Raw genomic sequence first — 12,749 nt, 5'->3', positions numbered from 1 at the left:
ACGAATTTGTCGATGTATGTCCGCCATGTCGGAATATCCGACATGGCGGATTATCGGTGGTCAGCCAATCAGTCCGCGCACGCAAAAGAAAAACAGCGAAGGAGCAAGCAGGCAACCTAGCCCGGTATGGAACGTGGCAGTAAGGGCGCCATAGGGGACGAGTCGGCGATCGGTCGCGGCGAGGCCAGCCGTCACGCCGCTGACCGTGCCGGCCAGGCCGCCAAAGACCATCGCCGAGCGTGGATTGTCGAGACCCATCAAGCGGGACGCTGCCGGGGTAAAGACCATAACCATAATCGCCTTGATCAGCCCGGTAGCAATGGAAAGCGCTACTACGTCCGAGGTCGCTCCGATTGCGGCACCGGTCACCGGTCCGACGATATAAGTCACCGCACCGGCACCGATGGTGGTTACGCTCACGGCATCGCGATAACCGAATGCCCAAGCCACTGCAGCACCGACGATAAAAGGCAGAACAGTGCCCAGTAACAGCGCAACAGCTCCGATCATGCCGGCTTTGCGTGCTTCGGTCGCTTGCACTTCGAAGGCCGTGGCAACGATAGCGAAGTCGCGCAGCATGGCCCCGCCCATCAGGCCAATACCAGAAAACAGCGTCAGATCCGCCAGCCCCTTTTGTCCGCCACTTAGCGTGCCACCGACCCAGGCCAGGACCAAGCCGATGACAATCGCAATTGCCGAGCCATGGACGCGACCTCGGGTGAGACGCTTGGACAGGATGGCCGATATCCACATGATCACCCCAACCAGGGCGAAAGCAGTGACTAGGCTGTTGTGCTCCAAGCCGTGTTTGATGACGTCCCACATATCAGCGACCTCCTACCGGAGCAGCGGTAATATTCAGCTCAATCGACTTTTCCGGCAGTGGCTCTATCGGCTCGGCAGGAAGCGGCTCGCCCTTGTGGCTACGACTGATTACCGTGATGGCAAAGCCACATACCAAGACGGAGCCGATTGCACCAATCAGTGCGACCGGGCCGCCGTGTAGCGCGGTTACGACGTTCTGCTGAGCCGCCATGGCTACGACTATCGGAATATACATGCAACCCCAGAAACTGACGCCAAGCTCAGTCTCCTTGGTCGTGTGGCTCATGCTTCCGTGCTTGTGCATATACAAGCGAGCACAGATCAGGAAAATCATGGCGATACCGACACCGCCCACGTTGGATTGAACACCCAGTAGAACACCCAGAAAGTCACCGATGATGACGCCAGCCAGGGTGCAGATGGCCAGCAGAGCCACGCCGTAAACAATCATTGTTATTGTCCTGTGTTGGATTGAAATCGTTGTTCTGGTACTTCGCAAAGTCAGCGGCTCGAGCAGCCCTCCTCGCGCAGCAGCGCGTCCAGCGTGTCGAGACGGGCGCCCTGGAAGGCGACCACGGTTCCTTGTTTCATTATCCGCCGCGCCAGGCCGCTGAGCACCGTGCCCGGCGACAGTTCGACGTGCAGGCGCACGCCGCGTTCGTAGGCGTTGCGCAGGGTGCCCCGCCAGTCGACCACGCGGCACATGTTGAAGGTCAGGTCGTCGCGCAGCGCCTCGGGGTCGAGCACCAGGCGCGCCGAGCTGCCGCTCAGGTAGCGCAGCGCCGGACGGCGCAGTTTCACGCCGGCGAAGGCCTCGGCCAGGTGCGCCGCCGGCTCGGCCAGCAGCGCGCAGTGCGAGGGCACGCTGACCGCCAGCCGCCGTGCCGCGCCGGCGCCGATGCTGCGGGCCAGCTCGCCGACCGCCGCCATCGCCGCCTCGCTGCCGGCGATCACCAACTGGTTGTCGGCGTTGATGTTGGCCAGGAACACCGGACTGTCCGGGCCGTTGACCCGCGCCAGCAACGGCTCCAGCTCGACGATGCCGAGGCCCATGATCGCAGTCATGCCGTAGCCGCCCGGCCAGGCCCGCTCCATCAGCTCGCCGCGCAACGCCACCAGACGCGCGGCATCGGCCAGCTCCAGCGCGCCGCCGACCACCGCCGCCGGGTAGGCGCCGATCGACAGCCCGGCGACGTAGTCCGGCCGCGCGCCGCGCGCCATCAACAGCCGCGCGCTGGCGACCCCGGCGAGCAGCAGGCAGAGCTGCACGGCGCGGGTCGAGGCCAGGGCCTCGGCGCTGTCCAGCGCCCGCACGTCCTCGCCCAGCGCGTCGCCGGCCTCCTCCAGGCAGGCCCGTACCAATGGCTCGTCCGGCAGCTGGCGAAGCATGCCCGGCTGCTGGGCGCCCTGGCCGGGGAAGGCGAACAGGCTGCTCATGCCGCCACCTCCCGCCAGGGATCGCCGACCAGCCGCGCGCCGCTGCAGGCCTTGAGCAACACCTGCGACGCGGAGCCCGCCCACTCGCGCAGGGCGACGGCACCGGCCGGGGTTTCCAGTTGCAGGTCGACCCGACAGGGCAACTGCTTCAGCCGCTCGAGCAGAGCCAGGGCCTGCCGGCGCTCCAGCGGCCGCGGCACGCGCAGCAGCAGGTCGAGATCGCTGTGCTCGCCGAGCACCGTCACGCCGGTTGCCAGTTGGTAACCGGCGCCGCCGGTCACCCCCCAGGCCAGGCCACGCTGGCGGCACAGCGCATCCAGTTGCGGCTGCAGCAGGGCCAGGGCACGCAGCGGCGCGCAGACGCCCTCCCGTTCCCCGCCGCCGGTCAGTTGCTCCGGTTGCACGCGCCGGCGGATCGCCGCCCGCGGCATCCAGGCGGCGTGGCGCTGCTCGCGTCCGTGCCCGCGCACCCCGACGGCGATCCAGCCGTCCCGCGCCGGCGCGCGGCGCACCACCACCGGCCGGCCGGCGGCGAGCACCTCGGCCGCCCAGGTCGGTGCGGCGGCGTCGAGCCGGTCGGTGCACATCCCCCAGAGCAGGTCGTGGGGCTGCGGCAGCAGGCGAGTTTCGTGCATCGGCGTCTCCTCCACCCGGCCGGTTACCACTGCGCCCGCAGCAGCTCGCGCACCCGGCGCGAGGCAGCGCGGTTGGCGGCGCCGAGGCGGCCGCGCAGGTCGCTGCCTTTGGTGCGGATGTCGGCCTGCGCGTGGGCCAGGCAGGCCTGTACCCGCGCCAGGTCGTCGCCCTGCGGCGCCTCGATGGCGTCCACCGAGAGGGTTTCCCAGAGCAGGCCGAGCGAGGCGTAGCTGTCGAGGTCGTAGGCCATCGGCGGCACCCTGGCGGCCAGCGCCTCCAGCTCGTCCACGGTGCGCAGGGTGACCCGCGCGGCGGATTCCTTGCCCATGGCGTGAACCATCACCCCCGGATCGCGCAGGGCGACGATGCGGTTGGCCTGGTAGCCGTGGGCGAGGAAGGCGCCGGACATCGCCTTGCCGACCAAGAGGGCGATCACCGGATGCCCGGCCAGGCGGGCGCGGGCGTAGCCGTCCACCGCACCGGCCAGCGCCTGGTGGATGCCGAGGGCCTCCTCGCGGCGGCCGTAGGCCTGGCTGGGCACGTCGACCACCGCGACCACCGTGCGCTTCACCGCGGCGTCGCGGTCGGCGGCGATCACCTCGTCCAGCGCGCGGCCGAGGCTCCAGCCTTCCAGCAGGCCGACCTCGCCGTGGCTGGCGCGCGGGAAGCGGTTGTCGGCATCCGGCACCACCGCGATGTAGCGCGCCGGCTGGCCGCCGAGGCTGGCGTCGACCACCCGGACCGAGGCCGGGTAGCCCGGCTGCGCGGCGGCGTTGGCGGTGAGGGCGCGCAGCCAGTTGAGGCCGCGTTGCGAAAGGACGGTGCTCATGCCTGATCTCCTTGGTAGAGGGCGCGCACGGCGGCGGCGTCGGCCTGCGGTACGGCGTCGTAGCGGCCGAGCAGGTCGAGGAAGCGGGCGTACTGGCGGCTGCGCGGCAGGGCCTCGCCGGGTTGTTCGAGAATCGCCAGCAGCCGGTCGTGGATGGCGACCACGTCGTCGGCGACGTAGGCGTCGACCAGGCCGCAGGCGAAGCGCTGCTCGCCGCCGGTGAGGCTCCAGATGAACGGACGGTCGCGGGAGTCGTACTCGTCGAGGCCGGCTTCCTGCTCGATCACCTGCGGACCGTTGAGGCCCAGGCGGGCCTCGCGGGTGACCAGCAGATGGCTGCACAGCGCGGCGGCAATCGACATGCCGCCGAAGCAACCCACGGGACCGGCGACCACGCCGATCACCGGCTGGTACTGGCGCAGCTCGACGATGGCCGCCTGCACCTCGGCAATCGCCGCCAAGCCCAGGTTGGCCTCCTGCAGACGCACGCCGCCGGTCTCCAGCAGCAGCACGGCGCAGGTCGGGATGCCGTTGCGGTTGTCCTCGGCGGCCAGCTCCAGGGCGCCGGCGATCTTCGCGCCGCCCACTTCGCCGAGGCTGCCACCCTGGAAGTTGCCCTCGATGGCGGCGACCACCGCCGGGCGACCGCCGAGGGTGCCCTTGGCCACCACCACGCCGTCGTCGGCCTGGGCGACGATGCCCTGGGCCTCCAGCCACGGCGACTTGATCCGGGCGAAGGGGTCGAGCAGCTCGCGCAGGCTGCCCCGATCGAGCAGCGCGGCGACCCGCTGGCGGGCGCCCAGCTCGACGAAGCTGCGGCTGTGCAGCAGTGCATTCAGATCAGACATTGCTCACCTCCTCCAGCGCCTGTTCCAGACGCAGCCGCACCACACCGGGAGTGGCGCCGAAATCGTGGATATCGACGTTCAGGGCCGGCGGGTTGGCGCCGGCAAACATGCGCTCGAACAGGTGGCGCCAGCGCTCGGCGCTGCCGTTCACCGAGGTGACCACCTGGATGTTCAGGCGACCGGCCGGGCCGGGCTCGAGCAGCACCTCCAGGTCGCCGGAGCCGACGCAACCCACTTGGGCGCGCTGGCGGGCCGGCTGGCCGGCGGGAAATTCGAAGGACAGGGTTTCCATGTTTACAGGCTCCCAATCGGCGCCCCGAGCATCGGCTCCAGGCGGTCGAGGAATAAGGTCACGGCGAGCAGATCGGCTGCTCCGCCGGGCGAGGCGTTCAACTCCAGCAAACCGAGCTCCAGCTCCCTGAGGCTACGGCGTCCGGCCAGGCTGGCGCTGCCGCCGGCCACCAGCACCGCGCGGGCGCCGTCCTGCATGCAGCGCAGCCCCTCCAGGCCGGCGCGGTGCAGCACGCAGGTGTCCTCCAGCTGGGCCATGATCGCCAGCAGCGCATCCAGCTGCGCGTGGTTCTCCTCGACGCCGGCTGCGCGGCTGCGCCGCAGCTGCGGCAGGCCGTGGGCCAGCGCGCCGGGGAAACCGGCCTGGGCCTCGGCGCGGGCGCCGCGCACGCCGTAGCGCCGGCGCACCCGCTCGCCGTTGCTCGGCGGCTGCGTCGGGGCCTGGCGGTCCTCCAGCCGGGCCAGTCGGGCGGCCTGCAGCGCGACGAGCGAGACCCGAGCCCGCGGCGGCGCCAGCGCGGCGGCGCTGACCAGCAGACCCAGCGCCCAGATCGCGCCGCGGTGGGTATTGACCCCGCCGGTGACCGCGAGCATCTGCGCCTCGCCCTCGCGGCCGAGGCGGCCGAGGGTTTCGCGCAGGGCGACATCGACCTGCCCGGCCGCCTGGCCGGCGGCGGCCATGTCGTGGAAGGCCGGCCACAACGACCAGGCCGAGGCGTGCATCAGCTCCAGGCTGAGGTCCAGGTGGGCACCGCTGCCGCGGCGGTCGACCAGCGCCGGCTTGGGCGACAGCTCGGCCTCGTCGATCAGCGCCTCGACGGCGAGGTCGGCGAGTTGCTCGGCCAGGCTCAGGCGCGGGAGAACGGCAATCTGTGCGTTCATCACCAGCTCCTGAACTTGGCGGGCGGGTTGTAGAGGCCGCCGGACCAGTCGACCAGCTCGGCGATGCTCTTGGCGGCGAGCAGCTCGCGGCTGGCGTCGGTACGGCGGATGCCGAGGTCTTCCGGCAGGGCGATCAGCCCCTCGCGGCGCATGCGCTCGGTGTCCCTGGGATCGTGGCGCAGGCCGATGCTGGTGACCCCGGCCACTGCGGCGATCATCGCCTGGCGTTCCTCCAGCGAGCGGGCCTTGTACAGGTAGGCGATGCCCTCCTCGGTGAGCAGGTGGGTGACGTCGTCGCCGTAGATCATCACCGGCGCCAGCGGCATGCCGACCTTGCGCGCCACCTCGACGGCGTCGAGCTGCTCGACGAAGGTGGGTTTGCCGCCTTCCTGGTAGGTCTCGACCATCTGCACGACCAGCTTCTTGCCGCGCTCGAGCAGGGTGACCGGCTCGGTCATGTCGAGCCAGGCGGGGGTGGCGTGGCGGCGGCCACGCGGGTCGTGGCCCATGTTCGGCGCGCCGCCGAAGCCGGCCAGGCGGCCGCGGGTGACGGTGGAGGAATGGCCGTCGCCGTCGACCTGCAGGGTGGCGCCGATGAACAGGTCGACCGCGTACTGGCCGGCCAGCTGGCACATCAGGCGGTTGGAGCGCAAGGAGCCGTCGCGGCCGGTGAAGAACACGTCCGGGCGCGCCGCCACGTAGTTCTCCATGCCCAGCTCGGTGCCGAAGCAGTGCACGCTCTGGACCCAGCCGGTCTCGATGGCCGGAATCAGGGTCGGGTGCGGGTTGAGCGTCCAGTTGCGGCAGATCTTGCCCTTGAGGCCCAGGCGCTCGCCGTAGGTGGGCAGGATCAGCTCGATGGCCGCGGTGTTGAAGCCGATGCCGTGGTTGAGCGACTGGACCTTGTGCTTCTCGTAGATGCCGCGGATCGCCATCATCGCCATCAGCACGTGCACCGGCTTGATGTGGCGCGGGTCGCGGGTGAACAGCGGCTCGATGTAGAACGGCTTGTCGGCCACCACCACGAAGTCGACCCAGGAGGCCGGGATGTCCACGCGGGGCAGATCGGTGGTCTCGTCCACCAGCTCGTTGACCTGCACAATCACCACCGCATCGCAGAATGCGGCGGCTTCGATGATCGCCGGGGTATCCTCGGTACTCGGCCCGGTATAAATGTTGCCGTGGCGGTCGGCCTTGAAACCGGCCAGCAACGCGACGTTGGGGATCAGGTCCACGACCAGCCGCGAATACAGCTCGATATAGGTATGGATCGCCCCGACTTCCAGCAGGCCGTCCTCCAGCAACTGGCCGATGCGCAGGCTCTGCGGCCCGGCGAAGGAGAAGTCCAGCTTGCGGGCGATGCCGCGTTCGAACAGATCCAGATGCTCGGCGCGACTGACGCTGGGCATGATCATGTGCAGGTCGTGCAACTTGCCCGGATCGGCCTTGGCCAGCGAGCGGGAAAGAAAGTCCGCCTGCTTCTGGTTGTTGCCTTCCAGCACCACGCGATCGCCGGGGGCGATCAGCGCCTCCAGGGCGGCGACGATCCGCTCGGTCGGCAGAACCACGCCATCGGCGAGGCTGCGCACCTGGTCGAGACGGCGCTGCTTCTCGCTGCGCCGGCGCGCCCACTGCGGCGGGGGGGAAATTGTTGTTGTCATGGCTACTCCACGGGTTCCGCTGTCGTGGTCTCACGGTAGGGGGCGGCCGGGAAGCGTTCAATCAAGCAGGGCGGTCGATCGTTACTCTGAAGTTAACGATTTCTTGCCGACGAGCGGCACGTTATCCCGTCATACCTTCGTCTGGAGGAGTAAACGGGCACGGTTGTACAAAGTTGGACACTGCTATAAGTTCCCTCTTGGTTCGGTGGCGCAGCGTCCCTACTGGTCAGGTACCCGGACGCTGCGCCGCTGGACCTATTCCATCGGTTGTGCGAGTCCCCCATGAGCGCGTCCCCGGCCCCCATCCTGATCACCGGCGCCAGCCAGCGCATCGGCCTCTACTGCGCCGAGCGGCTGCTCGACGCGGGCCAGCCGCTGATCGTGACCTTCCGCCGCGAACGGCCGGGCCTGGCGCGCCTGCGCGAGCGCGGCGCGCTGACCCTGCCTGCGGACTTCGCCGACGAGGCCGGCATCCTCGCCTTCATCGAGCGGCTCAAGGCGCACACCGACCGCCTGCGCGCCATCGTCCACAACGCCTCGGAATGGCTGAGCGAAGCCCCCGGCGCGGAGGCGCAGACCTTCCAGCGGCTGTTCAGCGTGCACATGCTGGCGCCCTACCTGATCAACCTGCACTGCGCCGAGCTGCTGGAACGCTCGAGCCCGGCGGACATCGTGCACATCGGCGACGACGTGACGCGCAAGGGCAGCGACCGGCACATCGCCTACAGCGCCAGCAAGGCCGGCCTGGAGAACCTCACCCTGTCCTTCGCCGCGCGCCTGGCGCCGCGCGTCAAGGTCAACGGCATCGCTCCGGCGCTGATCCTCTTCAAGCCGGAAGACGACGCCGACTACCGGGCCAAGACCCTCGCCAAGTCCGCCCTCGGCATCGAGCCCGGCGCCGAGGCGGTCTATCTGGGCCTGCGCTATCTGTTGGACAATCCCTACGTCACCGGCACCACGCTGACCGTCAACGGCGGCCGTCACCTCAAGTGAGTGCTGCCCCACTTCCGCAACCGACAGAATGGAGCAAGGCTATGCCGCGACTGGAACCTGGCATGGCGCGGATCCGGGTCAAGGACCTGCGTCTGCGCACCTACATCGGCATCAAGGAGGAGGAAATCCTCAACAAGCAGGACGTGCTGATCAACCTCACCGTGCTCTACCCCGCCGTCGATGCGGTGCGCGACAACGTCATCGACCACGCGCTGAACTACCGCACCCTGACCAAAGCGATCATCCGCCACGTCGAGGAGAACCGCTTCGCCCTGCTCGAACGCCTGACCCAGGAGATCCTCGATCTGGTGATGGGTCACGCGAGCGTGCGCTACGCCGAGGTCGAGGTGGACAAGCCCCACGCCCTGCGCTTCGCCGAATCGGTGTCGATCACCCTCGCCGGCCACCGCGAGGCCTGAGAGGCTGTGAAAAATTCAAGCTGCTGCTGAGCCCCCTTCAAAACCCCCGCTAAAACGTTGCGCTACGTGAAAAGTGAGACTATTTGGTCCGCAAACTCTCCTGCATTTCACGTAGCACGCCGTTCTGAAGGTGGTTGGAGAGGTTCTCGCGGCGCTATTCGATTTTTTCACAACCTCTGAGCGCAGCCCGCCCGGGCACGCTGGTGACGGCCGCCGGCAGCGCGCTATGATCGCGCCCGGCGGCCGCCTCGCCGGCCGTCTACGCTACCGACGACTGTCAGCCGGGGAACCGCGATGACCGAAGAACAACGCATCGAACTCGAAGCCGCCGCCTTCCGCCGCCTGGTCCAGCATCTGCGCAGCCGGCCGGACGTGCAGAACATCGACCTGATGAACCTTGCCGGATTCTGTCGCAATTGCCTGTGGAAATGGCTGAAGGCCGCCGCCGACGACCTTTCCATCGAACTCAGCGTCGAACAGGCGCGCGAGGAGATCTACGGCATGCCCTACGACGAATGGAAAAGCAAATACCAGAAAGAGGCCAGCCCCGAGCAGGTGGCGGCCTTCGAGAAGAGCAGCAAGAAATGACCGATCTGAACGACTTCCGTGCCCGCCTGCGCGGCGGGGAGCACGCCTTTGCCGACACCCTGGCCTTCATCGCCGCGCACTACGACTACCGGCCGAGCGCCTTCGCCAACGGTCCGGTGGAGAACGCCGCCGGACAGAACGAGGGCTCCTGCAAAACCCTGGGCCTGGCGCTGCTGGAAGGCTTGAGCGACGAAGAGGCCCTGCTGGCCTTCGGCGAGCACTACCGCGCCGTGCTGGCCAGCCCCGCCGGCAGCGACCACGGCAACATCCGTGCGCTGATGGAAAGCGGCCTGGCCGGCGTGCGCTTCGAAAGCCAGCCGCTCGGCCGCAAGGGCTGAGAGGCTGTGAAAAATTCAAGCCGCTGCTGAGCCCCCTTCAAAACCCCCGCTAAAACGTTGCGCTACGTGAAAAGTGAGACTATTTGGTCCGCAAACTCTCCTGCATTTCACGTAGCACGCCGTTCTGAAGGTGGTTGGAGAGGTTCTCGCGGCGCTATTCGATTTTTTCACAACCTCTGAGCCAAACCGGGCGAGAACCGGGGGCGAACGCCCCCGGGAGCTGCCGGTTACTGCAGGGTCTTGCCCTGGTACTGGCCGTTGAGGGTGTTGAGGAAAGCGACGATCTTGCCGACCTCGTCCTTGGACAGCTTCACGCCGACCTGGTACTCCGCCATCTTGTCGACGGCTTCTTCCAGGGTCTTGGCGCTGGCATCGTGGAAGTAGGGGCCGGTCAGGGCGACGTTGCGCAGGGTCGGCACCTTGAAGCGGTGCATGTCGTTCGGTTCCTTGGTCACGTTGTAGCGGCCGTGGTCCACCTCGCTGACATTGCCGCGCGCGGCGAAGTAGTCGCCCTTCACGCCCATCAGTTCGAAGGACTGCCCGCCCATCGCCTCGCCCACGTGGCAGGTCGCGCACTTGGTGGCCTTGAACAGTTCGTAGCCTTCCTTCTCCACGCTGCTCAGGGCATTGGCATCCCCCTTCAGGAAGAGATCGAAGCGGCTGTTCGGGGTGACCAGGGTCTTCTCGAACTCGGCGATCGCGTCGGTGATGTTCTTCGCGGTGATGCCGTCCGGATAGAGGGCGGCGAACTCCGCGCTCAGCGGCCCGTCCTGCGCCAGCTTGCCGACGATCTGCTGCCAGGAGGTCGAGGCCATCTCCAGCGGGTTCATCGGCGGACCGCCCGCCTGGGTCTGCAGGTCGGCAGCCCGGCCGTCCCAGAACTGGTGAATGTTGAAAGCGGCGTTGTACACCGTCGGCGCGTTGATCGGACCTTTCGAGCCGCCGACCCCGACCGACACCTCGAGGCGGTCGACCCCGCCCTTGTCCAGGGCGTGGCAGCTCGCGCAGGACACGCTGTCGTCGCCGGACAGGCGGGTATCGTGATAGAGCCTCTCGCCCAGCGCGACCTTGCCGGCGTTCACCGGGAAGGTGGTGGTGATCGGCTGCACCGGCTCGAACTTGAAGGTGCCGTCGACGATGCCATCCGGGTGCTGCTTGAGGCGCTCGGCCTTCACCCAGTCGAGCAGCACGCCCTTCTCCGCGTCGGACAGCCGGGAACGCCAGTGCATGCTCAGGTAGAGGTTCGGCGGCATGGCGTTGTCCTGCATGACCGACTCGAGCTTGGCCAGGTCCACTTCCGACACGGCTTGGCCCTGCTGCACGTTGGCCAGCAGCGATTCGATGTTGAACTGGCGCTGGGCCATCTCAATATCCTTCGCCATCACCTGCTTGGCGACCGGCAGGTTGGCGTAGAACGGCAGCTCGCTGTTGCGGGTGTGGCAGTACTGGCAGCCGTTGCCGTTCAGCACCTTGAAGGCTTCGGTCGTCAGGTTGTCCAAGCCTTTCAACTCGGCGCTGGCCAGGTGCTGGCGACTGAGGCGGTCGTCGAAACGGTCGACGATGAAGACGGTGGCCAGGTAACCGGCTACGCAGGCACCGACGACAAGGGGGAGCTTTTTCACGGGGCATCCTTTGCGAGAGGTTGGAAACGGGGGCAGCCGACAGCGGACCGGCCGAGGAGCGCAAGGCTCTGCCGACTGTCGACTTAATCACAGATCAGATGAACGGTACCTTAAAGCCCCTTCCTTTTCGGAGGAAATTTTTAAAGTCAATGCCGTTCATAGGCGGAAGCTATCCAAGCTGCCCGAGCAATGGCCCTACGCGCTATCGACCAGGGGACGAGGCGGAAGACGGGCAGGCTTGTGCGCCGGGAGGACCGACGGCGGCGCGGCCGAGCCGTCGGCCCAGTAGGACAACGGTTCGGCGGGCGGGGGAATAAAACGGCCCGGGCGGTGTGCGCTGCAACAACCCGCCGCGAGGCCTGAGCCAAGAAAAGAAAAAGGGGCCACCAAGCCAAGGGGAAGACTTCTAGGGAGAGCGGGGGCCCCGGCAACTGTCGAGTGGCTCTCGAATCGGTAGGCTCAAGCTACCCGCAGAGCCCGGCCCACGGAAATGCTCAAAATCAATCCGCCTCATAGCCAATATCTATCGTTTCTCCAGCCAGCACTTTTCCCGCCCCGGCAAAGCCGGTAAGGTCGCCGCGAATTCGATTTCGGAGAACGCCATGCCCTCACCCGTCCTGTCCGGCCCGCACTACCTGGGCGAAGGTCTGAAACTGATCCTCAGCCCCGGCCTGCGGCTGTTCGTCCTCCTGCCGCTGGCGGTCAACCTGTTGCTCTTCGCCGGCCTGGTCGGCCTGGCCGTGCGCCAGTTCGAGCACTGGGTCGACACCCTCATGCCCAGACTGCCGCAGTGGCTGGCCTTCCTCGACTACCTGCTGTGGCCGCTGTTCGTCGGACTGGTGGTGCTGATGGTGTTCTTCAGCTTCACCCTGCTGGCAACCACCATCGCCGCGCCCTTCAACGGCTTGCTCGCGGAAAAGGTCGAAGTGGTGGCGCGCGGCGAGGACAACTTCCCGGCCTTCCACTGGCGCGAACTGCTCGACCTGGCGCCGCGCACCTTCAGCCGCGAGTGGCGCAAGCTGACCTACCTGCTGCCGCGGGCGCTGTTGCTGCTGGCCCTCTCCTTCATCCCGGTGCTCAACCTGCTCGCCCCGCCGCTCTGGCTGCTGTTCGGCGTGTGGATGATGGCCGTGCAGTACATCGACTACCCGGCCGACAACAACCGCTTCAGCTGGGACGCCATGCTCGCCTGGCTGCGCGCCCGCCGCTGGCGCAGCCTGAGCTTCGGCGGCATCACCTACGCCGCGCTGCTGGTGCCGGGGCTGAACCTGCTGATCATGCCCGCCGCGGTGGCCGGCGCCACGCTGTTCTGGGTCCGCGAGGGCGACGCGCCGCCGCCGCAAGCCTGAGCCACAGGCGGCCCGCGCCCGGGCCGCCTGC

General features: G+C 67.8%; 15 protein-coding genes. 5 read left to right on the top strand and 10 right to left on the bottom strand.

Annotated elements, in window-relative coordinates:
• Positions 1–60 precede the first annotated feature (60 nt).
• From madM to mdcA, 9 genes are read right to left on the bottom strand one after another with little or no spacing between them, the layout of a single operon-like run.
• Positions 61–825 (bottom strand): malonate transporter subunit MadM, encoded by a 765-nt coding sequence (gene madM / locus BMY22_RS08130; protein ID WP_090621038.1) that lies wholly within the window; start codon positions 823–825, stop codon positions 61–63.
• 1 nt (position 826) lies between these two features.
• The gene (madL, locus tag BMY22_RS08125; protein ID WP_090621037.1) at positions 827–1,276 is read right to left on the bottom strand and encodes a malonate transporter subunit MadL; all 450 of its coding nucleotides are present in this window, start codon (positions 1,274–1,276) and stop codon (positions 827–829) included.
• Positions 1,277–1,326: 50 nt separating this feature from the next.
• A complete protein-coding gene (gene mdcH, locus BMY22_RS08120) occupies positions 1,327–2,262 on the bottom strand; it encodes a malonate decarboxylase subunit epsilon (protein ID WP_090621036.1) in 936 nt (311 codons plus the stop codon).
• Entirely contained in the window at positions 2,259–2,897 is a 639-nt protein-coding gene (locus tag BMY22_RS08115; protein WP_090621034.1) for a malonate decarboxylase holo-ACP synthase, read from the bottom strand. Before BMY22_RS08115 ends, mdcH begins: the two co-directional genes overlap by 4 nt.
• A gap of 23 nt (positions 2,898–2,920) precedes the next feature.
• Positions 2,921–3,727 carry a biotin-independent malonate decarboxylase subunit gamma gene (gene mdcE, locus BMY22_RS08110; protein WP_090621033.1) on the bottom strand — a complete coding sequence of 269 codons (807 nt, stop codon included), beginning with the start codon at positions 3,725–3,727 and terminating at the stop codon, positions 2,921–2,923.
• Positions 3,724–4,575 (bottom strand): biotin-independent malonate decarboxylase subunit beta, encoded by an 852-nt coding sequence (locus tag BMY22_RS08105; protein WP_090621031.1) that lies wholly within the window; start codon positions 4,573–4,575, stop codon positions 3,724–3,726. The genes mdcE and BMY22_RS08105 overlap by 4 nt, the downstream gene beginning before the upstream one ends.
• Positions 4,568–4,867: a malonate decarboxylase subunit delta gene (locus BMY22_RS08100; protein WP_090621030.1), complete on the bottom strand. Its 300-nt coding sequence runs from the start codon at positions 4,865–4,867 to the stop codon at positions 4,568–4,570. Before BMY22_RS08100 ends, BMY22_RS08105 begins: the two co-directional genes overlap by 8 nt.
• A gap of 2 nt (positions 4,868–4,869) precedes the next feature.
• Positions 4,870–5,748: a triphosphoribosyl-dephospho-CoA synthase gene (locus BMY22_RS08095; protein ID WP_090621029.1), complete on the bottom strand. Its 879-nt coding sequence runs from the start codon at positions 5,746–5,748 to the stop codon at positions 4,870–4,872.
• Entirely contained in the window at positions 5,748–7,409 is a 1,662-nt protein-coding gene (gene mdcA / locus BMY22_RS08090; RefSeq protein ID WP_090621027.1) for a malonate decarboxylase subunit alpha, read from the bottom strand. Before mdcA ends, BMY22_RS08095 begins: the two co-directional genes overlap by 1 nt.
• A 282-nt stretch (positions 7,410–7,691) precedes the next feature.
• Between mdcA and folM the strand changes: the two genes are divergently transcribed.
• From folM to BMY22_RS08070, 4 genes are all read left to right on the top strand, one after another.
• A complete protein-coding gene (gene folM / locus BMY22_RS08085) occupies positions 7,692–8,402 on the top strand; it encodes a dihydromonapterin reductase (protein WP_090621025.1) in 711 nt (236 codons plus the stop codon).
• Positions 8,403–8,443: 41 nt separating this feature from the next.
• A complete protein-coding gene (gene folX, locus BMY22_RS08080) occupies positions 8,444–8,821 on the top strand; it encodes a dihydroneopterin triphosphate 2'-epimerase (RefSeq protein WP_090621024.1) in 378 nt (125 codons plus the stop codon).
• A 294-nt stretch (positions 8,822–9,115) separates the two neighbouring features.
• A complete protein-coding gene (locus BMY22_RS08075) occupies positions 9,116–9,409 on the top strand; it encodes a DUF1244 domain-containing protein (protein WP_090621022.1) in 294 nt (97 codons plus the stop codon).
• Complete coding sequence (locus BMY22_RS08070; RefSeq protein ID WP_090621021.1) at positions 9,406–9,747, top strand: HopJ type III effector protein; 342 nt, start codon at positions 9,406–9,408, stop codon at positions 9,745–9,747. Before BMY22_RS08075 ends, BMY22_RS08070 begins: the two co-directional genes overlap by 4 nt.
• Positions 9,748–9,974: 227 nt before the next feature.
• Here BMY22_RS08070 and BMY22_RS08065 read toward each other — a convergent pair whose 3' ends face one another.
• Positions 9,975–11,369 carry a cytochrome c peroxidase gene (locus BMY22_RS08065; RefSeq protein WP_090621019.1) on the bottom strand — a complete coding sequence of 465 codons (1,395 nt, stop codon included), beginning with the start codon at positions 11,367–11,369 and terminating at the stop codon, positions 9,975–9,977.
• A gap of 602 nt (positions 11,370–11,971) precedes the next feature.
• Between BMY22_RS08065 and cysZ the strand changes: the two genes are divergently transcribed.
• On the top strand, positions 11,972–12,718 hold the full coding sequence (gene cysZ / locus BMY22_RS08060; RefSeq protein ID WP_090621018.1) for a sulfate transporter CysZ: 747 nt from the start codon (positions 11,972–11,974) through the stop codon (positions 12,716–12,718).
• Positions 12,719–12,749: the final 31 nt, after the last annotated feature.

Source organism: Azotobacter beijerinckii, from assembly GCF_900110885.1.
Lineage (GTDB): Bacteria > Pseudomonadota > Gammaproteobacteria > Pseudomonadales > Pseudomonadaceae > Azotobacter > Azotobacter beijerinckii.
This window is presented reverse-complemented; position numbering and strand designations above follow the sequence as displayed.